Here is a 26,394-nt window from a genome sequence, read left to right on the forward strand (position 1 = left end):
TTATACAAATCTCTTCTTCTACCTCTAGCGCAAAATTCCTAATTCCCCTTATAATATGCATGCAGACTTCAAAATCCGACAAAATTCTACTATGGTGATCCTATTGACTCCACAATTTAAAAACCCGCTAGCATGGCTGGGAACCATCACATTAACGATACTCGGCGTTCTAGGTAATTATTTCTCGATTGAAATATTTTTTGGCATTGATTTTTTATTTGGATCCATCTTTGTTTTTATTATTATTTATTCATATGGTATTAAGCCCGGTCTGGCCGCCTCCTTGATTGCAAGCCTTGTCACTTTTTCCTTATGGAATCATTTTTTCGGGGTCATCATTTTAACAGCGGAATGCCTCATCGTTTATATGCTTCACCGCAGGAGCAGCCTGAATATCGTAATTCTCGATGCCCTGTATTGGTTTACCATTGGTACTCCTCTTATTTTTCTTTTCTATTATGGAATACTCGGCACCGAGGTACTGGACACAACCATTGTCACCTTGAAATATATAGTCAACGGAATATTAAATTGCCTTATTTTTTCAATCCTGCATTTAGTCTATCAGCAGTACATTTTGAAAAAAGCACATACAAAAAGCTTTCAGGAGCTCCTATTTATCACCTTCACCTCAGTCTTTCTTATTCCTTCCATGTTCCTGCTTGTCTATGAGGGCAACAAAGTATACCGGAGTGAACTTACTGATATTAGAGAAACCGCTTCGCTGAAAACGCAAATGATCAGTGCTTCTTTAACAAGCTGGGAGTCCACTCACCGCGCCTCATTAAATACATTAAGACTCTATCTCGCAAGCAGCAACATGCAAAATCATTTGAAGGAGCTTGGCAGGAGTCTTCCGTTCGTTCAGGATATTTATGTTTTCGACCATCGGAAGGATTTGGATTACCTTTACTCAGAAGCTTCAAATCTTCCATTCTATGATGTGACCATGCTCAAGCTGACCGAGCTGCACCCTTATGTGACAGACGTTTACTTTAATCAGTTCACACGAGAGCAGATGACAAGCATCGTCGTCCCTTTCCATGAAAAAGATTACACGGGATTTGCGGTTGCTACCTATAAGCTAAAGGATCTTCTGGTCATGCTGAATCGAATGGAGCCTCAAGAAAACATTGAGGTTAGCTTATATGACGAGCACACCTTAACCATGTATGATTTGAGCCAGCTTAAAAACGGGCAGCTTTCGAGCGACGTCGATGTAGAAAGACCCTTTATCATGCAGCCTGTTGAGGACTTAAATACGAACAAAATGAAGCGCTGGAAGCAATCATTTTTAGCAGAAAAGGCGGACATCCCTTCAATTCCCTGGAATCCCTTTACAACGGTAAAAATTGAGCCGTATCAAAACGAGATATACACAAGCTATACTAAGCTGTTTGGACTGATCCTGGTTATTATCGGCTTCTCCATTTTCATCGCCTATTGGCTGAGCAATATGCTTGTGTCATCCATACGGAGGCTATCGTTAATCACAGATCAGCTTTCTGCCTCCAAGGTGACATCTGAAAAGATTCGCTGGCCAAGAACAACGATTACAGAGGTTTCAAAACTGATTAAAAGCTTCGAAACGCTGATTGGTGATTTTAACCGGGTCATGCTGGAGCTCAGGAACAAGCAAAAGAAGCTTGAGTACTTTGCTCATTTTGATGTCTTAACGAATATGCATAACCGGTATTCCTTTTCGGAGCAACTGGAAAAAGAGCTGAGGCTCGCCTCGCAGTTTGACCGGTCCGTTGCCGTTATGTTCTGCGATCTCGACCGCTTTAAGCTCATCAACGATTCCCTGGGGCATGATACCGGAGATGAATTATTGAAGGAGCTTGCTGAAATCATCCGCGGCATTTGCGGGGAACGCGCTATTTTATGCCGCCATGGGGGCGATGAATTCCTGATTGCACTTCCCGCAAATGCAGAAGAATCCATAGAGTCTATTTCTAAAAAACTGCTTGAAGAAATTTCAAAGCCAATATCCATAGGTGACAATGAAGTCAGTATAACGTGCAGCATCGGCATCAGCCTTTATCCGGATCACGCTAATCATATTGATGACTTGATCTCAACTGCTGATATTGCCATGTACAGTGCGAAAGAGAAAGGCAAAAACACCTATGAATTTTTCAATCCGGAGCTGAACAACAATTTAGCACGGAGAGTCCTGATAGAGAATGAACTGCAAAAAGCGCTGGAGCTTGGAGAATTCACGCTTTATTACCAGCCTCAAGTATCGCTTGCAACGGGGGAAACAACTGGCCTTGAGGCGCTGATCAGATGGAACAATCCCCGCCTCGGCAGCGTGTCGCCGGCAGAATTTATACCGGTAGCGGAAGAGACGGGGATCATCCGCAAAATAGGGGAATGGGTCATCGACCGCGCGGCAAGCGATTTAAATCAGCTTATGCAAGCAGGCTGTGACAATCTGAACGTCGCCGTCAACATTTCCATTAAACAGTTTTACCATGAATCCCTGCCTGCTTTTATTATGGATAAGCTTACCGAACACAGCATTCCTGCACAGCAGTTCAAAATTGAAATTACGGAAAGCGTTGTAATCGATCATTTTGATCTCGTTTTGAAGCAGCTCCACACATTGAAAGAAGCAGGCATTGCCATCGCTCTCGATGATTTCGGAACAGGCTTTTCATCATTGAATTATTTAAAGATCCTTCCAATCGATATCGTGAAAATTGACCGCTCCTTCATTCAGGATATTCTTAGCAATGAACAGGATGCAGCCATCGTCCAAGCTGTCATTCAAATTGCGGAAAGCAAAAGCCTGACGGTCATTGCAGAAGGCGTGGAAACGAATGAACAAGCCTGTTTTCTCCACTCAATCGGCTGTCCCCAAGGACAAGGCTATGTTTTCAGCAGGCCGCAGCCGATTGAAGAGATTATGGAACAATTAATAACAAAAGGGTGACCGTTACTTCCCGGCCACCCTTTTTCCTATTTAAACGGATACTTGTCATTCCAATATTTATTTTCTAGTAAAAACCTGCGCCGCTGCTGAAGCGTCATAGCAAGCTGAGAGGTCTTTCCAATCTTGCTTGTTATGTATTCCTTTAACAGAGGGATAAACAGCTGATCTCCATTCGACAAAATCACAACCGATTTGTTTTTGGAGGAACGGACTTCCTTCACATGATCAACTGCAAGCCATATAACCTGATCACTTTTAGGCGACATCGTCGGGAACATATAGATGTCATTGAACTCACATACACATACCGGAAGCAGCTTCTGCCCCAGCAATATTTCTCCGGACGCCTGTAAACGCCCTTTGTAGCTGCTTCCATAAAATACACAGTTAAACTCAATTACAGATGTTGCGGGTTTCTTGATAATCAGTTTCTCATGCTCTTCATGAATAATCGTGTACACATGTCCAAACTCATCCCACTTAGACTCCAGCGCCATTGTTTTTTTCTGTATATAATACTCGTCAACGACTTTCATCTGTGTTTCCCCCCTTCTGCTAAATTAAGATAAATGGTATGATATGCGCAGGCAGCATTCTGCCGGACCCCTCTCTTAACACACTTCCTTGCAGGTCGTCTTGAGTGTTAAGAGATTTTTTGTATTTCCATAGCTTCATATTGTTCCCCCCTTTATATTTTGTAAAATAGTAAATTTTAACTATTTTCAAATACCATTATATAGGACTTTAATAACTTAAAATATGTTATTTTTGTAAATTAATTGTATATTTTGTTTATAAAAACAGGAGGAATTCATCGTGACCGAAGTTTATTGGAAAACAGATTCCAGGAAAAATTCCTGGAAACGGTACATCTCTTCCCTGCTTGTCATCCTGCTGTTTATCGCACTCGGAGGAGTCGTATACGGAATTGGCCTGTTTATGTTTACAGATCTGGACGGCAATTCAAACACATACTTCGACCCGGTACTCGGCAGTGCGGTCGGACTCTCGCCCTTTATTGACTTCGCCCTGCTGCATGCCACCTATCTATTCTGGCTCCTCGGAATTTTTATAGCGATAAGATTTATACATAAACGCACGATCCGTTCTCTCATTACCCATCGCGAACGATTGGATTGGGGCAGAATCGGGTGGGGATTCGGCGTGTTTATCGGAATCTACCTCGTACTTAATCTAGTGGATTGGCTCTTATTTAAGGAAGGGCTCTCGTTAAATAAAGAGACCTCCCCCTCTCAATTTCTGATTCTTCTAGCTTTGGTGCTGGTTTTCACGCCGATTCAAACAACCGTTGAAGAGCTTTTCTTCAGAGGATTCCTCGTTCAATGGCTTGGAAAAGGATTGCGCAGCCCGATCCTGATTGCCTTGATCATTGCTCTCGTATTCGGCTCCCTGCATTTCGCCAATCCCGAAATGGGCCGCTCTGCCGTACTAGTGGGCTTGGAATACATCGTCGCCGGCTTCATGCTCACCTTTATCGCACTGAAAACGGGTACCGCTGAGCTTTCGATCGGCGCCCATGCGGCGAATAACATGTTCCTGTTTTTGTTTATATCAGACGAGCTCTCAGTTGGAGGCAAGCTGCCGGCAGTGTTCTCCGTATCAGGTGAAGTGGATCCCGTTTCGTCCTTGATTGGATCGGTGATTATGTTTGGGGGATTTTATTGGGTGAGTGTGCGGAGGTATGGGGTGTGGCGGGGGTGAATCGGTTTGCACTGACCCCCGGTTCGGTAAAGGACTAAAACTCCGTCCCCTTCGATCACAGTACTTAGTGCTGGATGGGATTGCAGTGATGCTGCTCTGTCCCTTGATGCGGTGGTGCTCGGGGGTCAGTGCATTGCACTGACCCCCGAGCACTAAAACTCCGTCCCCCCGTTAGTCAAGGTCAATATCCATGGGAAGCGGCCGCTTCTTTACTCTGACCCCTGCTGCGGTGATGCAGTGGGGGTCAGTGTCGGTTTTAGGGATTGGGATTGAATATCATAATAACGGGGTCTGTCCCGCACTCTGCTAAAGAGTGAAAGCTCTGGCACCGCCACCTGCAAACCCTTATGCAGCAAGCGATTGAAGGGATGCTCCTCTGTCCCCGGCTGCGGTGAAGGATGACGGGACTGGCACGGTGCCAGTTCCCACATTCTCTGCATCACGAAAGCTCTGGCACCTCCCCCGCTTATCTCTTCTCCCACAAGGCTTTGAGGCGCCTTGCCTCTGTCCCCACTTGCGGTGAAGAAGAGCGGGTCAGGCGCCGCGTCCCATCCCCAGGCGCCCCACCCCACATATTAACCATGCACAGCCCCTCCCCCTCCGCCATACGATAACCCTATACCAAATTGGGTTTGATTTGAGGAGGACTCTATTTGAAGAAAGCTTTATCCTTGCTGATTGTTTCGCTTTTTTTGTTAAGCGGCTGTGTGATTAATGAGAAGCCAAAGACGGTTCAAGAGCCCCTTGCTGAAAAAGAGAGTCCGCCTGTAAAGGAAGAAGAACCAGCTCCTGAGGCAGAGCCTGTTCCTGAAGCACCCGCTCCTGCACCTGAGGAGCCGCCTGCTGAAGAGCCTGCAGCACCTGCTGAACCAGATGTGAACGATGCGGAAATGCAGTATTTAGATCAGGTTAGTCCGATGCTTGAACAGCTGTCTAATGGGCTTTATGCTTTTGGGGAGCTGAATATGCAGGCGAGCGGGGATCCATCGCTTCTGACCGATTCGGTTTGGGTGAAGGAAATGGCGAAAGCATTGGTTCAGATGCAGAGTGCAAGCGATGATTTGAAAAGCCTTCAGCCGCCTCCTGGAATGGCGGAGGTTCATGATTTGTTTCTTTTGGCAGGCAAGGAGATTGATTATGTTGTAGCGCATTACCCGGATGCCATTGATTCAATGGATATTGCTGAGATTGAGCAGTGTACGGAGGCGCTATTAAATGTCGGGATGTATATGGATGAGGCTTCGGCATTGCTTGGAAGCTCTCCCCAATCCTATTAGAAAAAGCCAAGGAATCTTGGCTTTTTCTTTATATCATCATTCACTCAGGATAATCCGGATTGTCGTTCCCTCGCCTTTTTTTGATTGGATTTGCAGGACATCCTTTCGCTTATAAAAAAGTTCAAGGCGGCGGATCACATTGCGGAGGCCAATGCCCGTTGAGTGGCCGCTGCTTATTTCATGCGCATGCTCCTGCTGATCAAAAATTTTCTGCACCTGGTCCTCTGTCATCCCCTCTCCGTTATCGGCAATTTCAATAACCGGCGTTCCTTTTTGCGAGAAAATCCTTAACGTAATTTCCCCGCCGGACTCGTTGTTCTCCACTCCATGGATGAAGGCGTTCTCCACCAGCGGCTGGAGCGTAAGACTCGGAATCTCCTTTTCCAGGCAGGTTTCATCGATTTCGGTTTTAAATGCAATCCGGTCGGCAAATCTTGTTTTTTGAATGTAAAAATACTCCTGAACCACGCTTACTTCCTCAGAAAGCGTGACTGTTTTATTGAGATTTCCTAAACTGTAGCGAAGCAGCTGGGACACGGATTCGATCAGCCTGCTTGTGACCGGTGCCTCTTCTAGATAGGCCATCCGGGCAATGGTGTTCAGTGTATTAAATAGAAAATGAGGGTTGATCTGGTTTTGCAGATGCTTGAGCTCAAGTTCCTTCAGCAGCTGATCGAGCTCCGATTTTTCCTCCATTTCCTCAATAAGACGCTTTAAATTGTCCTTCATGTGGTTAAACGATTCTCCAAGAACGCTGATTTCATCCCTTGATTTGACGGCAATGGACGGACCTTCAAAGCGCCCGGAAGCAATCTCTTTGGCCGCATCGGACAGCTGCCGGATGGGACGGGTGACGCCTCTTGAGAAAAAAAGAGCCAACAGCAGGGCAAGCAGCAGGGTGGATGTGAACAGGCTGATTGTGAACCATTGAAACGCCTGGTTGCGCTTTTCCATATCCTGATAAAACGCGCGGTACTCAGAAAGCTCCATGTTCAGAAGGGTGAGGGTGGATTCCTGCAAATAAGAGGAGATATTCTGAACTTCCTTTAAGTGCCGCAGGTAATCCTCAATTTGGCTCGTTTTTACTTCCTCAATGGTTGCATCGCTTTCTGCCAGCAGGCTTTTCATCATGTTTCGGTATTTCAGAAGCTCAGGGTCTCCTACTCCTGCCGGCTTCTCAAGCTCCAGCCGATCGTAATTTTTACGGAAGGTTTTTTTAAGCTGATCATACTCCTGTACAAACTTCCCATCCTTTTCGACAGCAAAGCCATTAATTTTTTCATAAATGGAGCTTGCCTGCTGGGAGACTTCATTAAACAGCAGGAACCCCCGAAAGCTTTGATCATATTCAGAAACCATCCGATTGCTGCTGAAATAAATAGAAAAGGTTACGATATTGAATAACGCCACAAAGACAGAAAAATAGATAAGGAGCTTGCTGCGGATGGACTTCATTGCCTGGCCCCCTCAGGCTTGGCGGGAGTGAGCGGCAGGTCATATTCCCGAATAATCGCCGTTTCCGTATGCTGAACCGGGTTCGGCTTGAGCCCTTTTTTGATTTGCAGCAGCGTTTCGACCCCTTTATAGCCCATTTGATACGGATACTGAACGACCGTCGCCTGAATGGTACCCTTTTCGATGTATTTTAGCGTCTCCGGAAGAGTATCGAAGCCGATTACATACGTCCGCTTGTCCTTTTTTAAATACTCCGCTACCTGCGCAATGCCGATCCCGTCTAGAGCACTCGTTCCGTACAGCGCATTTAGTTCCGGGTATTCCTGGAAAAATTCGTATGCTGCCTTAACCGCACCTGCTTTCGTAATATTGGATTCTTTTTGCGCTGCGACCTTGATTCGGGACTCCGATTTAATCGCATCTAAAAACCCCTGCACCCGGAGCTTCTGATGGGACGCCTCGAAACTCCCTGTAATAACCCCAACCGTCTGAGGCCCCTTCGTATCAGCCATCAGCGCCTTTCCCGCAAGAAAGCCGGCATAATAATTGTCCGTTCCGATATATACAGACCGTTCACTGTTCGGGGCATCCGTATCTATTGTCACAACCGGAATACCCTTCTCTACTGCTTTATTTAAAAGCGGCGTAAACTCCTGATCCACAATCCCCTGTGTCAGCAGCCCATCGACCTGTCCCGCAATCGCCATATCGATCGTTTTCAAATGCTCATCTATATTCGCCTGCTTCGGGCCAAGGAATTCAAGGGATACCCCATGCTCCTCCGCTGCATCCTGTGCTCCTTCCTGAACCAGACTCCAATACTCGTTATCCAGCTCCTCAGGAATGAGGACAAAATGATACGTATGCTTTGAATCCGTCTTCCCTGCCGCAATTTCCGTCACATGAAAGGTTTCCTTTCCAAAATAAATGGTCATGGCAGCCGTCGCAGCAAAAATGAGAATAGCAATAAGATAGAGAAATCGTTTGAGGTACGCCATGAGGTTCTCCTTGTAAGCGTTTTATTTCTATTGTAGGAGATTTGGCGGAGGTTGGGAAGTGGGAGTTTAAGGAGGTGTGCACTGTGCACTGCGCCCTGTCAAGTTTACAGGGTCGATTTTTTCAAGCTGCTCACGCTTTTGGCAAACTCTTTCGGTGATTGATAGCCTAGTTTCTTCTGGTATCTCCGTTGATTATAGAATTCCATGTACTCATCTGTCGTTTCCACTAATTGTTGTAGAGTACGGGGACGATCCAGCCAAAGACCTTCTGTCTTATAATGACTGAAGAATGACTCAATCGGTGCGTTGTCCCAACAGTTCCCTCTTCTAGACATGCTGCGGACGATTTGATACTCTATAAGTGTGTTTTTGTATTTATGAGACGTGAATTGGTGTCCCTGGTCGCTATGCAGGGTGGCACATTTCAGGTCTCTTTTTTTATTTGCTTTTTTGAGTGTGTCCAGTACCAACTCCGTATCATTCTTGTCACTCAAATGATAAGCAATGATTTCTTTGTTGAATAAATCGATGATGGCACACAGATAGTATCGCTTACTCCCCGCGTACACATAAGTGATATCAATGCAAAGCTTGTCATTTTGATAAGGGGTCGTAAAGTGACGCTTCAAGAGGTTTGGGGCAAAATGGCTCTCTTGATCGTAGTTCCTGAACTTTTTTTCCGCTGACGCCCATGCAGCCCCATCTTATTCAATAACCTTCTTACGCGTTTGTGATTGACGAATAAATCGTGATGATTCCTCAAATGAGCCGTCAATTGGCGGTATCCTTGCCGTCCTTTTTCCTCAAAGTACTGATCCCTTAGAAGAAAGGCAAGTTCCTGATTTCTCTTCTCCTCCTCGGTTAGAGGCCGTGAGAGCCTCTTTTTCCACTTATAATAGCCATATCGGGAAACACAAGCTATGAGACAAAGTTTGTAAATACTATAGTTCTCTACCAAGTGATGAATGATTTCAAATCGCTCTGATTTGGTTATCTGCCCTCCTTTCTCAAGGCTAATAACTTTTTTAAGTAAGCATTCTCCGCATCTGAAAAAGCTTTCTCTTCCATTAGTGTTCTTGGTTTAGGCCATCCAGAGGGAAGACATCTTCTCGTCGTTTGACCCTGTTGCTTTTCCGGTTTGGGCTCTTCTTTCATCTGATCCTTTTTAATCCAACGTCTCACCGTTTCGTCAGAAGGGATACCAAATTCCCTTGCCACACTTAAATAACCCAAATCTGCATGATCATGATAAAACTTGATCACTTTCTTTTTATATTCCGCTGAGTATTTTTTCATCTGGTTCTCCTCCTTTGATTGTAGACACTAACATGTCTAAGGAGACCCTGTAAACTATATGGGGAGCATAGCACTGACCCCCGCTCTGATAAAGCACTAAACCTCCGTCCCCCCTCATTTTTTACGTTGTTCCGTATGAGGTTCGGCGTTTGGTGCTCTGTCCCCTGATGCGGTGATGCGACGGGGGTCAGTGCAACGCACACAAAAAAAAGAAGGGTTCCCCCTTCTCACCTGCTGCGCGCAGCGTTTCTCATTTTAATGATGGAATAGCTTGTGATGGCTGCAACGACGGCGCAGGCGCACCCTGTGTAGATGAATCCCATTTGGGCGGTTCCTGCCTGGAGCTGCAGAGTTAAGTAGTAGCCGAAGAATACGAGGACTCCAAGGATGGATACATTGCGAACTAGCTTCAGGTAGGATATATAGGATGCTCGGTCATAATTAAACATAGTAATTACCTCTCAATCAACTAATCTTGTAAGAGGATAATTACCCGCTTAATTAATTTTTAAACATCTGATTGATTATTTTGCTGGCCTCTCCGGTTTTTCCATTTGTTCAGGAGAATAATGACGATGATAAAATAAATTCCGCTGGCAATCAGGAGCGAGGTTGTGTCGTTTCCGAAAAATTTATAGAGGATGGGGCCGCCGCAGACAGCTGCGATCAGGTACCACATCCAGAAGGATAGATTGTTCATGGGGTGCCTCCTGTTTTGTTTTCTTCTATTATACAAATTAAAACGATATACCACAAAACCATTGGAAATTTCAGGAATCGCGTTATACATCCCTCTATATTCGGGTATGTATCACTAATGACTAAAGGAGGGCAAAACCATGGACAAAACCGGTGATGAAATACAATGGGCGGAGGTTTTGGCAAGGCTTCAGGATGAATTGGCGGAGCTTAATGAAGATTTCAACCGGAATTTTATTAAGCCGAACATTGTGCTGTCCGGAAAGACGGGCGTTGGGAAGAGTACGTTAATCAATGCTGTTTTCGGTTTTAATGAAGCGGAAACCGGGGTCGGCAGGCCGGTTTCACAGGCTCTTATTGAGTATCGGATTCCGGAAGCACCGGTTCACCTCTTTGATACAAAGGGGATGGAGCTTGACTTGGAGCAGCGGGAGATTTCCCGCAGGCAGATTGTCAGTGAGATTCGGAAACGGGCTTCTTCGGTGGATGCGGCGGATCATCTTCATATTATGTGGTACTGCATTTCCAATGAAAGCAGACGGCTCGAGAGTACGGAAATTGAGTGGATCCGCAGCTTTTCCGAATACATGCCGGTCGTCATTGTTTTAACGCAAACATTCGATCAGAATGAGGCGTTTCTTGAATTTATAAAAGAAGAGCTTCCCCACCTTCCAATCTGCCGGGTGCTGTCAAAGGAAAAGTTATTGCTGGGTGAGGTGAAAATTCCGCCGCACGGCTTAACCGATTTGATAGACAAAACGCTGGATATCATTCCTGAAGCGACTAGACGGGCGTTTACAGCGGCTCAAAAAATTGAAGTAGAACGGAAAATTGATTCAGCAAAAAAGTTGATCCAGGAGCGGCTCGATTCAAACAGCCCGGTGAGCTATAAAAATCTTGCCCACGCGGCTGAAGCGTTCCCGATTGGCATGGATGTGATGGGCCGAAGCGCTGTGTATTTGTATATGGCGAAAGACATCATGACAGTCATGGGTATTCCAGTTAACCGGAACTTCCTAAAGTTCACGAAGGAAGCAAGGCCGCTCCTGCAATCCATTCTGCTTCCGTTCGTTGCCTCTGAAGGCGGGCGCGCAATCGGCAAAGCTGCCCTTAAATACGGAACGAAACAGCTCAGTAAGGAGAGCGCCTCCACTCTTGCGAAGCTCGCGGGAAAAACAGTCGGAAAAGCGAACCTGCTTCTTTCTCCGGTTATTGGATTGGTTGCCGGCAGTTTTAACCGAAAGGTCACCGAATCCATCGCCAACTCCTTCATTAATACATGTGCGGACTTTTTAAGGAAAGAAATCAGCTATAAGGACTACTCCACTACAGAAATTATGGAGAAGCTTTCAATTGGAATGAAGGTACGGATGAATGAGGAAAAAGAGAAGATTGAAAAGCTTGCTGTTAAGAGCTGATTCAGTCAAACGCTTTGTCCAAATTCCTCGGAATTTAAGTTTTTGATGATATATGGAGTTTTCGATAAATATTTACTTAAGCAGTCTGCAATCTATACACAGGCTGTTCTTTTTTATGTTTTAAGAACTAGTTTTATAGAATAAATTGGTTAACTTTTCAATATTTTGGGTAAAACCACTAAATAAAGATCAAATCACTGCAAAAGTCACACCGCTTTTTACTAATATAAGGTAAATTACCCATTCAACCTAATTTATGCCATCGTATATCATAGAATAATGCATACGTAATTTGACGAAATTTCGAATTATCCATAGATTTTTATTTTTTCAGGGGGGACGGATGATGTCGGCCTATTTATCTTATCTATATGAACAATTAAGAGAAAAAGAGGAGCAGCTGGAAAAGCTGCAAGCCGCTAAACCAAAGCTTGAAGAAATTCAGCAGGAATTTAAAGCGAAGATTAAGATGTGTAAGGAACCTGAGCTCACAGCAGACACCTATAATGGGGAACACGCCACGGATTTTGATAAAATCCGGACAGAACTAAAAGAAGAATATAAAGACATGTACGACGGACAGCTTGAAGATATCCTTAATCAGATTCAAGGAAAAATAGAAGAATTAAAAGATCAGATTAAGAATTTAAAAGATCAGATTGCTGCTGAAGAAGCAAGACTTGCCGCTGAGGCAAAAGCTGAGGCAGAAGCTACAGCGAAGGCAAACTAGAAAGGAGTTCATAAAATGAATGAAGAAGAAATTAAAATAGATCTTGCCGAAGTAAATAAAGCAGTCGATGGGCTCCAGTCATCCTCTCAAGGCTTCACCTCCTCCCTGGCAAGCGACTTCGCAAGCGGAAACGAACTGGATGCAGTAAAAAAAATCAACGAGCTTAATCAAGCACTTCAAGATGCAGCAGATCAATACAAAGCGCTTCTTTTAAAAAATATTCAGGCAACAAAAGAATCTGTCCAATCCATGAAGGATACAGACGACGAATTGGCGTCTACCTTTAAATAATGAAAGGAGGTTTTCTAAGCAATGAAAACTCTTGACGTCGAATCATTGAGCCAAGGCATTAAAACAGCCCTGGCAGAAATCAAATCACAAAAAGAGCAGCTAAAGAAAGTGGAGGCGGATGTCAAATCCATCGAAAACCTCCATACTGCCCTTACCGGTAAAGGCGGGCAGGCAATCCGTTCCTTTTACGGTGAAACACATAAGCCCCTTCTCGCCTACTATGATTTCTTATTCGAGAACTACGAGCGCGTTCTGAAAAAAATGAAAAAAGATCTGAGCGAGCTTGAGCCAGAAAAAAACGGAGTTATTAAACAGAGCTTTCTAGAGAGTGAACTGACCCAGGGACTGAACGAAACCAAAAACTACACCTCCGACCTGACTGACGAAGCAAACGGAATCATCGATACCATTAAATCCATCGCACCCGTAAGGAATCTTGACGACAGCGGTGTAGCTGGTAAAGTAAGTGAAGGAAAGAAAGACATGGAAGAAACCATCAAGCAGCTGACAGAGTATGACCAAAGTCAAACGTCTGAGCTCACTACCGTAGAGCAGGACGTGGAGAAATTAACGTCATATGTCAACCAAATTTCCGGTATGTATGATAGTGGAAAGCTTTCGGTTGGGGGGTATGTGCCTGGGCAGCTGTCGGATGTTAAAAGCGCAAGAGAATTGAATGGTGACTTAGCCGAAAAACGATTCATGCATTTAGGAAATATTATCGCTTCCCCGCTTAATACCCTAAACGAAAAATTGGGTATTGCTGATGCTGCTCTAATTGCAACACAGATAGCTGGAGCTGGCTTTAAATATAAACTTGCAAAAAAATTAACAGTACGTTATAGGAATAATATTAAACCCCAATTTTGGGATCGGATAAAAGGAAATTATGAATTCACAGTGAGCTCTGATCGTTCTTTAACCTCTAAAGGCAAACACAGAGATAAAACAGCCAAATTCCTTATCAACTTGATGCGAGAAGAAAATCCAAGCAATTCATTCAGAAAGATGGCCCAAAATTTTGTTAATACCTATGACAGTCCATCCCACTTAATTAAACATGCATTTGGATTCCCAAAGAATAGCAACGGGTGGATTAATGGAAAAGGATTCCAAAATCAAGTTAAAGATAGAGTTTCTGCGGGGTCTAAAGATGTTGTCAAAACTGTATTTAAAGCTGGAGGTTTAAAAACAGCAGCTAAGTTTGTACCGGGGGCTGCTACAGCAGTATCTTTTGTAGGGAATGCAGCAGAAATGTTTAGCCCTGAAAATTCTAGAAAAACAGTTGCTGAAAGAATAGGCCGCTCATTAGCTGGGGTTGGAACAGATATGGTAGCAATTGGTGCAGGAGCAAAAATTGGGGCGATCGCCGGTACCGCTATAGGTGGTCCAGTTGGCACTGTTATTGGAGGAGCTGTTGGCGGATTGGTAGGCGGAGTTGCAAGCACAATAGTAGGCGATAAGGTTAAAGATGCTGGTGAGAAAATATTTGGAGCAGGAGAAAAACTTATTAGTAAAGGGATTAACACTACGGTTAAGTCTGTAACAGGATGGTTTAATTAAACTTTTTATAAGGAGCACATCATGATCTCTATCGGTGTAATTAAAATAATTGAACTATGTATGGGCGCAATAATAGCAGGTCAATTTGGATATTCTATCGCTATATTAATTTTGGGCAGAGTGCAGATTGAATACTTTGAATGGGGAATTTTCGAGAATACAACGAATATATTCCTTAAATCTATCAACTTTGTTCTGTACTCTATAGCTGGTTTAGGTCCCTTTCTATACTATAAAAGCCAAAGAGACTCTTGGATTTTATCTAAACTACTTTATATTCTTTATCTGATCATTGCTGGAATCATTGCGATTATTTTATTTAATGTAATTAGTCAAACTCTTTATTTATTTAGCTGAGTTAATTCTCTTTAAGAAAGGAGCTTAAAAATGGAACATCAAATAACATGCACTACAGAAGAACTAGCAGTGCTGGTATCGGTATGTGGCTATCCTGAATTTGCTTTTGGTATGGATGCTGCTGCTTCTAAAAACCGTACAGAGGATGAGTGGAATTTAATTTTTGAAATAACGATTCCTCATCTACTGTTAAAAAATATATGGGATGAAGAAAAAGAGGCTAATGATGAGCAGCCGCTTAGCGAGAACATGCAAAACTTTATCAAATCCTATGTAGAATCCCGAAGAATGATTCGCTGCTCCAATGCTCCTCATATGAGTGCCTACATGTTTCATAAAGTAACGGAAAATGGCTGGCTTGCACATTCGATTTATAAAGATATCATACATGACTTTTCTTATGTAGAATCTGAAGAGATTCCAAAAATGATAAAAGATTACTATAGTTTTGAGTTTACCGATGAATATACACACAATGAATTTAAACTATCAGACGAAGATTTTGATTCCTTAAGCAAACAGGAAAACGCAAACCGCATCCTCGCAAAGGTTCATCAAGCTGAACATGAAAGCTTTAAAAAGTTTTTAGCTGACTTACATAAAAGCAGCTGGTCCCTTTTCAACATTTCAAATTTTGCTTTGTCAGATAAGGAAGAAGATACATATCTAGAGAACATTGTATTTTTCCTCCCTTCTACTAACGGGGTTTGGATAGCTGAATATACAGATGATCCAGTAACGCCCGTTTCAGTCCGATTAAATCCTCCGGATGAATGGTATGAAGTTATTAACGGCGTAGGCTTTGTTGCTGCAGCATCGTCATAAGAAAACTGCAGGATATCCCTGCAGTTTTCGTTTTTTAATCACTTCAAAAGATGAACCTAAGTCCTTACAAAAAGCAGTAGATTTTTGTTTCATGTTTTATGCAATTCTAATAGAGCCAGATATAAAATAGCTAAGAACCTTCTAAAGGAGCGCAACATGATTTCTAACGGTGTAATTACTATTATAGATCTCTGTATGGGAGCCATAATAGCTGGTCGATTCGGTTACGCCCTTGCTATCTTGATTCTAGGGAGAGTACAAATAGAGTATTTTGAGTGGGTAATATTCGAAAATACAAACAACATATTTTTGAAATGTATCAACTTTATTTTGTATTCTATCGCGGGACTGGGTCCATTTCTTTATTATAAGACCCACAGAAATTCATGGATTTTATCTAAACTGCTTTTTATTCTTTATTTAATCATCGCTGGAGTTATTGCTATCATTCTATTTAATGGTGTCAGTCATATTCTTAGGTTTATCAGTTGAAGGGGTTTTAACTCATGGAATCAATCTCAGAGATATTGAAAATCGGTGTAGCTCTGATCCTCACAGCTCAATGTTCCTATTGCTTTTCATTGCTGCTGATTGGAAACACGCTCCTCGATTATTATGAGTGGAGTATTTTTGAAAAGCCTAAACATTGGCTTCCAAAAACAACAAACTTTATTCTGAGGGGGATCTTCGGATTAGGTCCCTATCTTTATAAGAAGCTGCAGCACCATTCTTGGCTTTTAAGAAAACTGATTTTTTTCATATGGACCAATTTGGTTGTTTTAGGAAGTTTTTTAGCTTACTTATTCATTAGCTTCGTCCTTGATTTATTTTACTGATCAAATGCTTGACTAATCAGTCTAAGGAGTCTTCATCATGCATTCCCCAATAGAATTAATTGAAGTTGTCGTTTTAATTCTCTTAGTCAGTCAGAACGCATATGCTTTTACCTTAATCATCATGGGAAATGTTCTCTTAGAATATTATGAATGGGGCATTATCAAGAACCCAAAACACTGGGTTCCAAAAACCACAAATTTCTTTTTAAGATTTTTGTTTGGAATTGGACCCTATTTTTATAAAAAAACTCATAATGGACAACGCTCATGGTCAACTAGGAAATTACAATACATAGGCTGGTATCTTTTATTTTCAATTTTCTGTATCCTTTTTTATTCAATCTTAAGTTCTGTTCTTAGATTATTCATATAACCTCAGGGAGGGGTTGAGCATTGAACCATAAATATCCTGCATGAATTCTATCCTTGGGGTAACTTTACTTTACATATTATTAGGAGAATAACTTAATGGGGTTTGCAATCTTAAAAATAGTTGAAATATGTATCCTTATTATCCTTTGTCCTCAATTTGCATAGGCACTTGCAATACTTATTTTAGGGAAAATACAAATAGAATACTATGAATGGGGAATTTTTAAGGAGCCGGAAAACTGGTTTCATAAAATAGGAAATTTCATTTTGAGACTATTAGTTGGCATTGGACCTTTTATATATTACAAAACTGCAAATCGTTCATGGATCTTATCTAAATTACTATATTCCTTATTTCTGATTTGCCTTATCATATCTGGGATTATTTGTTATTATATTTTATCGCGCTTAGGAAATTTAATTACCGGTTAAGAACAATTAATGCAGTAAGTGAATTCTTAATAGGATTAGTGAGAATTCACAGGATAATAGTAAATCCACATATAATTAAATACCTCTATAGGAGCTCAAAAGATGATTTCCACAGGCCTAATCAAAATTATAGAATTATGTATGTTAGCCATTCTAGCAGGTCATTTCGGCTACGCCTTTGCTGTGTTAATTTTAGGCAGGGGACAAATAGAATATTTTGAATGGGGTATTTTTGATAAGAGCTCTAATGTATTTGGTAAACTTATTAACTTTGTCTTATACTCCATTGTTGGCCTAGGTCCATTTCTATACTACAAAAGTCAACGAGAATCTTGGATCTTATCCAAATTACTATACATTCTTTATCTCATACTTGCAGGAATAATCGCAATTATCTTATTTAATGTAATCAGTCGAACTCTTTATTTTTTTAGCTAGCAGGAGCATCTATATGAATACAGAGATTTCTCTATTAATATTAGAAAACACACTAATTGCTCTTTTGGGGGCTCAGAACGTTTATGCTTTTCTTATTCTACTAACAGGGAGTCTTGTTTTAGATTCGTACGAAAACGGAATCCATAAAGAAGGCTTAAAAAGAACTTGGCTTGAAAAGGTATTTTTAATTGTCGGGGTAACGTTATTCGGAATTGGCCCCTACATATACAGAAAACTGGATCAGCACTCCTGGATTGTAAAAAAGCTTCTTTTCATGCTCTTTTGTATTGGATTATTTATTGGGAGCATTATTCTATTTGCAATCATTATGTCTATCGTAAAATAAACGCTGACTGTATTAAAATCATTTCACTTAACAATTAAGGAGTTAGTACAATGTTCCTCGTACCCGAAATCATCAAAAATACTGTGCTTATTCTTTCTATCGTTCAGTGTACATATGCGGCATGCATTATTTTGCTTGGGGATACCCTTTATGAACAATTTGAAGATGGTGTAGTATACAATCCCAAGAATATTTTCTCGAAAACATGGAATTTTGTGATCTTCGTTCTTTTAGGCATCGGTCCTTATATATACAGAAGAAAAGCTCTGCATCTTAATTGGTTCGTTAAAAGAGCCGTTATGGCCTGGTGGGTTTTATTAATGATCATAGGAACGGTTATGATTAATTTTCTTATTTTCAGTATTACAAGCCTGCTTCAATGAGAGATGCTGTGTCTGACTGGAAACAGTGTTTTGTATATTTGAGTGGTTTTTAAGTTCACCTTGACTCATCCCTTACATGGACTTCCAGTCTGTTCGTCATATTGAATGCATTGATGATGTGCTGAATATCAGAAAAAACTAGCCCTATTGGTCCCTTCACTGAGGTTTTGTCGAAAAATATTTGTCGAAATTGTTCTTTTTATAGTAAAACCCAATTCGTTATATGGTATGATAGTACCAAAATGATGAGCAGGAGTGAAAAAATTGATCGGAGAACGCATTCGCAAATATCGTATAGAACGTAATTTATCCCTTACAGAACTCGCTAATCGTGCAGGCGTAGCTAAGTCATACTTGAGTTCCATTGAACGAAATCTTCAAACGAATCCTTCTGTGTTATTCCTGGAAAAAGTATCTTCTGTTTTAGGCGAGTCTGTGAATACACTGGTTAATGACACCGATGATCGCGAAAGTCTGGATACAGAATGGTCGATTTTAGTTAAAGAAGCCATGCAGTCTGGCGTCACAAAGGATCAATTTAAAGAGTTTTTAGAGTTTAATAAATGGAAGCATAATAATGAAAAAACAGTCTGAATGTAAAAGTTAGACTGTTTTTTCATATAGGTTCCTAGTGTTTTATAAGATTTTGGATGGAAGGAGTGAAACTAACACTTCACCTATCAGGTTTTCTTTAGGAATCATCCCCACGCTTGGGTCACGGCTGTCCAAGCTTTCTCCAAGAGTTCGATTATCTCCTGCGATGAAATATCGGTTTTCAGGTACTTTGATTTCTTCCAAATCTTCAGAGGTGCCAGATGTATATGGTTCCACTAATGCTTTTCCATTCACATATGTTATGCCGTCTTTGATTGATACAGTGTCGTTTGATACGGCAATCACTCGCTTTATAATGTTGTATCCGTGAGGATCGCGGGCGATAACAATATCCCCTTTATCTGGGTTAAAAAACAGTTTGCTAATTAATACAGCGTTCCTGTCTTGAATGGTAGGGTTCATTGAGTTACCTGAAATTAGCTGTATTCCTATAGTGCAGCGATAAACGAAAATGATGAAAGCCATAGCAAGGATGAAAAGAATCCATCCGCGAAGAGAATTTGGGCTCTTATTGATTGGAGTTTCAGCCATTTTATTGTTCATTCTCAATAACTTCCTCCCCAGTAACTTCCGGTTTTATATCTTCACTATTTTCATTAGAACCCGGCTCACCAGGTTCTTCTATTTTTTCTTGATCCCCTTCTATTGAACCAGATGGATGTATTGCATTAATTTCAGCTATTGCCTCTTCCACGACATCGTTCATTTGAGATTCTATTTCTGCTTTTTCAGCTGGTGTGTCGATTTGAAGATTTTCTATGATTTCGTCTGTACGCTTTTTAAGTGCTTCTGTACGGCTTTCAATTTCATTTTTCGTAAAGGTATTGAGTTCTTCTTTTGAATCCTGGATTTCTAACTTTAATTCTTCTTTTAAACGCTGCTTTTGAGTTTCTTTTTCATTCATGATGGCTTCTTCTATTATCTTCATGGATTGCTGGCCTTTGCTGTCAAACCAGCTGGTGAGCTTTGCACTGATATCCTCATCAGCAAATGAAACCCCTGCCCCGCTAACGGCCGTTATGCTTAAAAGGAGAATTCCAGTTAGAAACTTTTTATTTATCCGTTTTCCGTGCTTTTCTTTGCGGCTTTTCATATATTATACCTCCGTGAAAATTAAGATAACGGAGTCCCATTATTGGGACTCCGACCTAAGCATTGAATTAGATGGAGTTAGCGATTGCGTCTAGCTCTTCTTCCGCTTGTTTTTGAAGATCAGCAGCTTTTGCCGTGATTAGATCTTTTTGAGCTTTTACTAACTCAGCAGCTGTATTATTAATGGTTGTGCGAAGTGCTATGATTTTGTCATCAATGGAAGTTTTAATCTCAGCAGTTGTACTTTGGGTTTCTGCAGCAAGTTGTGCATTAAGTTCTGCTTTAGCTTTATCAATCGCTTGTTTTAGATCTTCTTTTGCACTATTAGAAGCAGCATTAATGTCCTTTTCAACTTCTACTAGAGCCTTTCCACCTGTAGCTTCTGTAACACCTTTTAAATCCTTATTGGCAAATTTCACAGCCTCGTCTCCCGCCAGATTAATTGTTTTGTTTGCGAGATTGGAAATTTTATTAAATTGCGCTTCCATAGAAGCAGACAGTTCGCCTTTTCTTTGGTTGACTTCTTTCACATATTGATCTTTTTTATTGTTTACAGCGTTTGTACTATTAGTAATACTGGATGTCTTTTCAGTATTAATGGCTGTATTGGAAGCAGATTTCAATTGACTGTACTCTTTGTCAGCTTTGCCAACTTCACCTTTTCCATAGTTCAAAGAATTGATTGCGATATTTGTTTCTGCATTTTTGAATTGACCATTGTACCAGCTGCCCAATTTTCCAGCTACATCCGTATTAGCGAAAGCTGCTCCTGTACCTGATACTAAAGCGATTACGACTGCACCTGTAGCGATTTTCCCTTTAACTGTTTTCATCATTTTGAATGTCCCCATTTCGATTAGTTTTTTGAATTATTGTTCCTTTAGCACTTCATCCAGTATGCTGTGGACGTTTTGTGTGGCGATGGCTGCTTCCTCTTCCATTCTTTTCTGCTTGTAATCCTTGTATTGCTCAGCGGTTGTTTGGCTCAGTTCTTTGCTAGTTTTGCTGACTATGCTGATATGACTTTGAGAATGGCTTTGAATGGATTCGGCCTGCTGTTTAGATAAAGAAGTGAATTCTCTGATTTCATTGTTAGCACTGGATATGAACTTGCCCATGTCTCCAGAAAGCGTATCGATAAATGAAATGTCTTTATCTAAATCGGCAGTTGTTTCGGAAAACTGCTTCAGGTACCAGCTGTTTACATGTTTCCCTGTGCTAGCCAGTACGTAAAAGCTTCCTCCGGTGACTAAGAGGAAACTTAAGGGGAGAACGATGATCATTCTCTTCATTTAGTATTCCTCCGTATTCTGTTATAATTTTAAGTTACGAGGATGGCTGCTCCCCCTTGTTTCCTCTTGTTTCACCTCCAATGCGTTTAACATCCCCTTTGTTATGTACGCTACTTTGAATTTCAGTTCCTTATAAAGAACAACCACGCCGCAATGACTCGACTTGCAAAATATTTCTTATGACCCGCCACTCTTGATAAGGGTGACTTTTCAACCATAAGTTCTTTATAAAGAACTTTACGAACTGAGTATATCGTATGATTCCAAGTATGAAAAGGGGCTAAAATACCCAAATAATCCTTTTTAAAGAACAAAAACTCTATTTCTCTTTATCTTTCTCAGTTTTTCAAAGTTTTTCGTTTTATATAACGAATTCCTCTTGTTCAATATATACTATTTAAACAACTGCAAAAAAACCGGCTCCCTTATCAGGAGAGCCGGTTTTCACCTCTTACTTTTCGTTCATCAATTTTTCCATTTCATTCAACGTTTCCTCAAACACCTGCATAGCCTGATCGATCGGTTTGGATGTGGACATGTCCACTCCGGCACCCTTCAGGATGCTGATTGGATCGGAGGATCCGCCTGCAGTGAGGAAGTTATCCTTCACGCGCTTAACAGCTGGTGCACCTTCGTCCGTGATTTGCTTGGATAGTGCGGTTGAAGCTGCGAAGCTTGTTGCATATTGGTATACATAGAAATTGTAGTTATAGAAGTGAGGAATACGGGCCCATTCCATTGGTATTTCCTCATCCGCAGCCATCGCTTTCCCGTAGTACTTCTGGTTAATATCTCCGTATACCTTTTTGTACGTTTCTGCGTTCAGCGCTTCGCCTTTTTGGTCCAGCTCGTGAATCTCTTTTTCAAATTCAGCAAACTGCGTTTGGCGGAATAGCGTCGTACGGAAGTTCTCAAGACGCTGATTCAGCAAAAACATTTTCTCTTCTTTTGTTTTGGCATTTTTGTATTCACTGTTCCAAAGCAGCGCTTCATTCAAAGTGGAAGCCACTTCAGCTGTAAAGGTTGCATAGTTGGAATTTAAATAGTTTTGTTTTTCGCTCGACATATAGGAATGCACAGCATGTCCTAATTCATGGGCAATCGTTGATACGTCATCCTTCGTGCCCTGATAATTTAACAGCAGGTATGGATGTGAACCATAGGAACCCCATTGGTAAGCACCTGTTGCTTTGTCGTCTGTAGAGTAAACGTCGATCCAGCGCTGGTCAAAAGCTTTTTTCAACGTGTTCACATAGTCTTCACCCATTGGCTTAAGACCTTCAAGCACCATTTTTTCTGCATCCGCATATGGAATGTACGTTTCATCTGCTTCTACGATCGGTGTATAGATGTCATACATATGAAGCTCATCGACTCCGAGCATTTTCTTCTTCAATTCCATATAACGGTGCATCAAAGGCAAGCCTTTGTTAACCGAGGAAATTAATTGATCATATACTTTCGCCGGTACGTTGTTTGGCACGACAGCTGCTTCCAGAGCGGATTTGTACTTTCTCACTTCAGCCCCGATGTTATGGCTCTTCACTTGAGCCGTCAATGTTTGCGAGAAGGAATCCTGGAACTTTCCAAGCGTTTGATAGTAAGCTTCATAAGCTTGCTTGCGAACATTGCGGTCTTTGCTTTCCATATAAGAAATGAAGTTGGAACGCGTCAGTTGTACATCTTTCCCGCTGGAATCCTTGATCATCGGGAACTTCACATCTTTTGCAAGCATCGCATAAACGCCTGAACCAGTATCATTTAATGGAGATACTTTGGCAAGCAGCTCTTCTTCCTGCTTTGTAAGGGTATGGCCTTTCGTGCGAACCATATCCTTTAAGAAATACTTATATGGCGCAACCGTTTTGTTACGCAGAATTTTCTCCATTGTCTTTGTCGGGATGCTGGTGATTTCAGGTTTTAGCCAGGCTGTATTCTCTGAAACCTTTGCCAGCATTTTTTCAGCTTTATCTGTTAATGCCTGGAGCGATGAATTCGATTGATTCACATCAAATGAAAGATTTGCATAAACATAAGCTTTATCAGTAATCGCGGACAGCGTTGAATAATCCTTCAATGCACTAGCAAGCGTCACGACGTTCTTGCCAAGTTTTCCGCCCTGATAGGTTTTCTTGAACTTCGCAGATAAGTCTTCGGCTTTTTTCACATCGGCTTCCCAGGCTTCTTTCGACTTATACATATCTTCCAAATTCCATTTATACTGCACTGGAATTTCGTCACGGTTTTTGTAATTCGGTTTCGCCTGCTCTTCGGCATGTGCAACCGGAGTGCTAAGAACGTTGTACGGCACCACTGCTGAAACGGCGATTGCAGCCGCTGCCACAGTTGTTATAAGCTGTTTTTTCATGAAAAGACCCTCCAAATTATGTATATTTACTGAATCATACTTATAATTCTACAAGATTTTACATTATTCCTTCTTTTCTGAAAAAATAGTTATTTATTCCAACCTATTGTTATTAGGTTTCCTTTTAATGGGGGAAACTATGACAAACGGCGGAGGGGGGGTCTGTCCCTCACTCTGCTAAAGAACGAAAGCTCCGGCACCACCTTTCCAAACCCTTGGTACATCTGGCTTCGCGGTCCGCTTCCTCTGTCCCCGGCTGCGGTGAAGCATAGCGGGACTGGCACGGTGCCAGTCCCCACATTCTCTGCCAGAATAAAGCTCTGGCACCGGCTCTCCAAACCCTTGGTATATCTAGCTCTGCAGTTCCCTTCCTCTGTCCCGACTTGCGTTAAAGTGGTGCTGGTCAGGCGCCAAGCGCTGGCTTGACGAATTTGACCTCCCCCCATTTATATATAGGGGGAATAATAACAAACGGCGGAGGGCGGGGTCTGTCCCTCACTCTGCTAAAGAACGAAAGCTCCGGCACCACCTTTCCAAACCCTTGGTACATCTGGCTTCGCGGTCCGCTCCCTCTGTCCCCGGCTGCGGTGAAGCATAGGGGGACTGGCACGGTGCCAGTCCCCACATTCTCTGCCAGAATAAAGCTCTGGCACCGGCTCTCCAAACCCTTGGTATATCTAGCTCTGCAGTTCCCTTCCTCTGTCCCGACTTGCGTTAAAGCGGTGCGGGTCAGGCGCCAAGCGCTGGCTTGACCACCCTCGACCCAGCTTGACCTCCCCCCAAAAATACGTTTAACTGGTAATATTGAAGAATTCTAAAACAGATAGGTGAATATGATGTCCATTAATCGTAATGCCCCGTGCCCTTGCGGCAGCGGGAAAAAATATAAGAAGTGCTGTTTGTCGAAGGAGAATGTGGTTCAGCTGACTGAAGTGAAGCAGGATCGGTTTCTGCAGCAAAAGGAGGAGCTCGTTCTTAGAGTGAGCCGTTTCTTCCAGGAGCATTATAATCACGCAGAGATTCATTCCTTCCGCCAGGAATTCAGGGAGAGAACGCAGAATACCGTTCCCCGGCATATTGAGGATTCGTTTTTTGAGTTTTATCTGTACTTTCTGCGGAAGACTGAGAATGGCAAACGGCCTATAGAGTGGTTTTATGAGGAGAACCACGCTCACTTGAACGCTGATCAGGAATCGATGCTGCGCACTTGGATTTCGCTGAACCCCCGTTTGCTGCAGGCTATTGATCGATCCGAGCATTCCATTCTATTTGAGGATCAGTTTACAGGTGAAACGTTTCCGGTGCCGCGTTCACCTCAGAATACAGGGGAGTTTATCCCTTGGTACGGAACACTTTCCATGCTGGAGCCGTTTGAAAATCAATATTTGTTTAATGGCCTGAGAGCATTCACGACTCCACAAGGAATACGGGCAGCCGTTTCCATGACGAAGGAGCTTATGGAGAAGGAAAACCTGCCTCATGAGGAAATTCTGCTGCATTACTTCCCTGAGCTGATGGCTGAGATTGTTCAAAAGGAAAGCGGGAAGCTTGGGGATGACACGAAGGTCATTGAGCAGGTGGAAGTTTCTTATAAAATTTTGAATGACCGTGCCCTTATTGAATTTTTGCATGATCACGATGAATTCCTGATCGATGAATGGGCGGAAAATAAATTGGTTAGCTGGACAGGCGATTGGAAGATGTTCACGGACAGCGAAATGAAGGGCACGGCCCTCCTTGGCGACGTTTACGGGACAATGGAAGGACATAACGACATCCTTACCTTTACTTGCATTGGTTCGGATCATGCGGAAGGCTTTAAAAATGCCATGAAGAAAACTGGGGTGGCGCTCTCCTCCCTGGATCAGTCATCAAAGTCGATTACCGTTCCATTCAATGCGGAAATCAGCAATATGGTGTTCTATTCAGAACAGGCTTCGCCAGAGATTTTTGCTCCGATTGCCCAGGCCCTGCTCAACATGGATGCAGATCAAAAAATTCCCGCTTATGACAACCTCTCTTTAAAAGAGATGTGCCAGCAAGGACGGGAAGCGGATGCTGATCACTGGCTGAAAAACTTTGAGCATAACCATGCGAAGCAAATGGAAGACGGAGATCTGACGCCGGACTTCAATACGATCCGCAGAGAATTGGGTCTCCAGCTTTCTCCTTTCGTAACCGGAGGAGAAAAACGGACATCAACCCTGACACCGGCTTCCCCTCCAGGCAAAAAAAGCGGTGACCTTTTTAATGAGGAAGATATTCCGTTTTATGAAGCATTGGGATTCAGACCGGATACGATCCATACATTCTTTGCATCTGATTTGATGAATTTTTACCGTGAAAAATCCACGGGGAAATCAGAGAATACCATAAGGAAATACCGCAACAATTTATTGGATCTGCGCGAGATTCTCGAGAGCAAATCATTGAGCAGCTGGAGCGACTGCGATGAGAGCTTCTGGAATGGCTTGTTCGGCAAGGACTTATTTGCCCTCTATACTCAAACAAGCAAAACCCAGCTCAAGGAATTCGCAAGCACGATGAAAACTCTTGCGAAGTGGCTCGATGATCGAAATGGAACCAATCTTTCTGAAGATGTCGCAAAAGCGATTACGGAAACTGAATTTGTATAAGCAAGAAGCCCTCTT

General features: G+C 42.3%; 26 protein-coding genes and 1 pseudogene. 14 read left to right on the forward strand and 13 right to left on the reverse strand.

Annotated features, from left to right (window positions below):
• The first annotated feature begins 103 nt into the window (after positions 1 to 103).
• A complete protein-coding gene (locus J9317_RS18565; protein WP_211561392.1) occupies positions 104 to 2,938 on the forward strand; it encodes a bifunctional diguanylate cyclase/phosphodiesterase in 2,835 nt (944 codons plus the stop codon).
• 26 nt (positions 2,939 to 2,964) lie between these two features.
• On the opposite strand, the gene J9317_RS18570 is transcribed toward J9317_RS18565, so the two are convergent.
• On the reverse strand, positions 2,965 to 3,474 hold the full coding sequence (locus J9317_RS18570; RefSeq protein ID WP_211561393.1) for a competence protein ComK: 510 nt from the start codon (positions 3,472 to 3,474) through the stop codon (positions 2,965 to 2,967).
• 280 nt (positions 3,475 to 3,754) lie between these two features.
• Here J9317_RS18570 and J9317_RS18575 point away from each other — a divergent pair, with 280 nt between their 5' ends.
• Together J9317_RS18575 and J9317_RS18580 are read left to right on the forward strand one after the other, a co-directional pair.
• A complete protein-coding gene (locus J9317_RS18575) occupies positions 3,755 to 4,660 on the forward strand; it encodes a CPBP family intramembrane glutamic endopeptidase (RefSeq protein ID WP_211561394.1) in 906 nt (301 codons plus the stop codon).
• A gap of 653 nt (positions 4,661 to 5,313) precedes the next feature.
• Positions 5,314 to 5,937: a hypothetical protein gene (locus J9317_RS18580; RefSeq protein ID WP_211561395.1), complete on the forward strand. Its 624-nt coding sequence runs from the start codon at positions 5,314 to 5,316 to the stop codon at positions 5,935 to 5,937.
• Between the two features lie 36 nt (positions 5,938 to 5,973).
• On the opposite strand, the gene J9317_RS18585 is transcribed toward J9317_RS18580, so the two are convergent.
• The 7 genes and pseudogenes from J9317_RS18585 to J9317_RS18615 form a co-directional block, all read right to left on the reverse strand.
• On the reverse strand, positions 5,974 to 7,392 hold the full coding sequence (locus J9317_RS18585; RefSeq protein WP_211561396.1) for a sensor histidine kinase: 1,419 nt from the start codon (positions 7,390 to 7,392) through the stop codon (positions 5,974 to 5,976).
• Positions 7,389 to 8,390, reverse strand: a complete 1,002-nt coding sequence (locus J9317_RS18590) for a sugar-binding protein (RefSeq protein ID WP_211561398.1) — start codon at positions 8,388 to 8,390, stop codon at positions 7,389 to 7,391. The genes J9317_RS18585 and J9317_RS18590 overlap by 4 nt, the downstream gene beginning before the upstream one ends.
• Positions 8,391 to 8,494: 104 nt before the next feature.
• A pseudogene (locus tag J9317_RS21090) lies at positions 8,495 to 9,055 on the reverse strand (IS3 family transposase); the annotation flags it as partial.
• Positions 9,016 to 9,348 carry an IS3 family transposase gene (locus J9317_RS21095; RefSeq protein WP_211561400.1) on the reverse strand — a complete coding sequence of 111 codons (333 nt, stop codon included), beginning with the start codon at positions 9,346 to 9,348 and terminating at the stop codon, positions 9,016 to 9,018. The pseudogene J9317_RS21090 and the gene J9317_RS21095, both read right to left, overlap by 40 nt.
• Positions 9,349 to 9,380: 32 nt before the next feature.
• Positions 9,381 to 9,686 carry a transposase gene (locus J9317_RS18605; protein ID WP_211561402.1) on the reverse strand — a complete coding sequence of 102 codons (306 nt, stop codon included), beginning with the start codon at positions 9,684 to 9,686 and terminating at the stop codon, positions 9,381 to 9,383.
• Positions 9,687 to 9,913: 227 nt separating this feature from the next.
• Complete coding sequence (locus J9317_RS18610; RefSeq protein ID WP_211561403.1) at positions 9,914 to 10,135, reverse strand: hypothetical protein; 222 nt, start codon at positions 10,133 to 10,135, stop codon at positions 9,914 to 9,916.
• Positions 10,136 to 10,194: 59 nt separating this feature from the next.
• Entirely contained in the window at positions 10,195 to 10,386 is a 192-nt protein-coding gene (locus tag J9317_RS18615; RefSeq protein ID WP_211561404.1) for a hypothetical protein, read from the reverse strand.
• Between the two features lie 139 nt (positions 10,387 to 10,525).
• Here J9317_RS18615 and J9317_RS18620 point away from each other — a divergent pair, with 139 nt between their 5' ends.
• From J9317_RS18620 to J9317_RS18665, 10 genes are all read left to right on the forward strand, one after another.
• Positions 10,526 to 11,803, forward strand: a complete 1,278-nt coding sequence (locus J9317_RS18620) for a GTPase (protein WP_211561405.1) — start codon at positions 10,526 to 10,528, stop codon at positions 11,801 to 11,803.
• Between the two features lie 346 nt (positions 11,804 to 12,149).
• Complete coding sequence (locus J9317_RS18625) at positions 12,150 to 12,533, forward strand: YwqH-like family protein (protein WP_211561408.1); 384 nt, start codon at positions 12,150 to 12,152, stop codon at positions 12,531 to 12,533.
• Positions 12,534 to 12,548: 15 nt separating this feature from the next.
• Positions 12,549 to 12,824 (forward strand): YwqI/YxiC family protein, encoded by a 276-nt coding sequence (locus J9317_RS18630; protein ID WP_211561410.1) that lies wholly within the window; start codon positions 12,549 to 12,551, stop codon positions 12,822 to 12,824.
• Positions 12,825 to 12,845: 21 nt separating this feature from the next.
• On the forward strand, positions 12,846 to 14,387 hold the full coding sequence (locus J9317_RS18635; RefSeq protein ID WP_211561412.1) for an LXG domain-containing protein: 1,542 nt from the start codon (positions 12,846 to 12,848) through the stop codon (positions 14,385 to 14,387).
• Positions 14,388 to 14,408: 21 nt separating this feature from the next.
• On the forward strand, positions 14,409 to 14,744 hold the full coding sequence (locus tag J9317_RS18640) for a hypothetical protein (protein WP_211561413.1): 336 nt from the start codon (positions 14,409 to 14,411) through the stop codon (positions 14,742 to 14,744).
• Between the two features lie 30 nt (positions 14,745 to 14,774).
• Positions 14,775 to 15,569: a hypothetical protein gene (locus J9317_RS18645; RefSeq protein ID WP_211561414.1), complete on the forward strand. Its 795-nt coding sequence runs from the start codon at positions 14,775 to 14,777 to the stop codon at positions 15,567 to 15,569.
• A gap of 506 nt (positions 15,570 to 16,075) precedes the next feature.
• Positions 16,076 to 16,405 (forward strand): hypothetical protein, encoded by a 330-nt coding sequence (locus J9317_RS18650; RefSeq protein WP_211561415.1) that lies wholly within the window; start codon positions 16,076 to 16,078, stop codon positions 16,403 to 16,405.
• A 1,255-nt stretch (positions 16,406 to 17,660) separates the two neighbouring features.
• Positions 17,661 to 17,993 carry a hypothetical protein gene (locus tag J9317_RS18655; RefSeq protein WP_211561416.1) on the forward strand — a complete coding sequence of 111 codons (333 nt, stop codon included), beginning with the start codon at positions 17,661 to 17,663 and terminating at the stop codon, positions 17,991 to 17,993.
• A 50-nt stretch (positions 17,994 to 18,043) separates the two neighbouring features.
• Positions 18,044 to 18,376 (forward strand): hypothetical protein, encoded by a 333-nt coding sequence (locus tag J9317_RS18660; RefSeq protein WP_211561417.1) that lies wholly within the window; start codon positions 18,044 to 18,046, stop codon positions 18,374 to 18,376.
• A gap of 264 nt (positions 18,377 to 18,640) precedes the next feature.
• Complete coding sequence (locus tag J9317_RS18665; RefSeq protein ID WP_211561418.1) at positions 18,641 to 18,970, forward strand: helix-turn-helix domain-containing protein; 330 nt, start codon at positions 18,641 to 18,643, stop codon at positions 18,968 to 18,970.
• Positions 18,971 to 19,012: 42 nt separating this feature from the next.
• Here the strand turns inward: J9317_RS18665 and lepB are convergent, their stop codons facing one another.
• The 5 genes from lepB to pepF form a co-directional block, all read right to left on the reverse strand.
• A complete protein-coding gene (gene lepB, locus J9317_RS18670) occupies positions 19,013 to 19,534 on the reverse strand; it encodes a signal peptidase I (RefSeq protein ID WP_211561420.1) in 522 nt (173 codons plus the stop codon).
• On the reverse strand, positions 19,524 to 20,084 hold the full coding sequence (locus tag J9317_RS18675) for a hypothetical protein (protein WP_211561422.1): 561 nt from the start codon (positions 20,082 to 20,084) through the stop codon (positions 19,524 to 19,526). The genes lepB and J9317_RS18675 overlap by 11 nt, the downstream gene beginning before the upstream one ends.
• Before the next feature lie 67 nt (positions 20,085 to 20,151).
• Positions 20,152 to 20,919, reverse strand: a complete 768-nt coding sequence (locus J9317_RS18680; RefSeq protein ID WP_211561424.1) for a hypothetical protein — start codon at positions 20,917 to 20,919, stop codon at positions 20,152 to 20,154.
• Positions 20,920 to 20,952: 33 nt separating this feature from the next.
• Positions 20,953 to 21,375, reverse strand: a complete 423-nt coding sequence (locus J9317_RS18685; protein ID WP_211561426.1) for a hypothetical protein — start codon at positions 21,373 to 21,375, stop codon at positions 20,953 to 20,955.
• A gap of 451 nt (positions 21,376 to 21,826) precedes the next feature.
• A complete protein-coding gene (gene pepF, locus J9317_RS18690; protein ID WP_211561433.1) occupies positions 21,827 to 23,743 on the reverse strand; it encodes an oligoendopeptidase F in 1,917 nt (638 codons plus the stop codon).
• A gap of 836 nt (positions 23,744 to 24,579) precedes the next feature.
• Here pepF and J9317_RS18695 point away from each other — a divergent pair.
• A complete protein-coding gene (locus J9317_RS18695; protein ID WP_211561434.1) occupies positions 24,580 to 26,379 on the forward strand; it encodes a YecA family protein in 1,800 nt (599 codons plus the stop codon).
• Positions 26,380 to 26,394 lie beyond the last annotated feature (15 nt).

Origin of the sequence: Metabacillus flavus, assembly GCF_018283675.1 — a bacterium.
Classification (GTDB): Bacteria; Bacillota; Bacilli; order Bacillales; family Bacillaceae; genus Metabacillus_B; species Metabacillus_B flavus.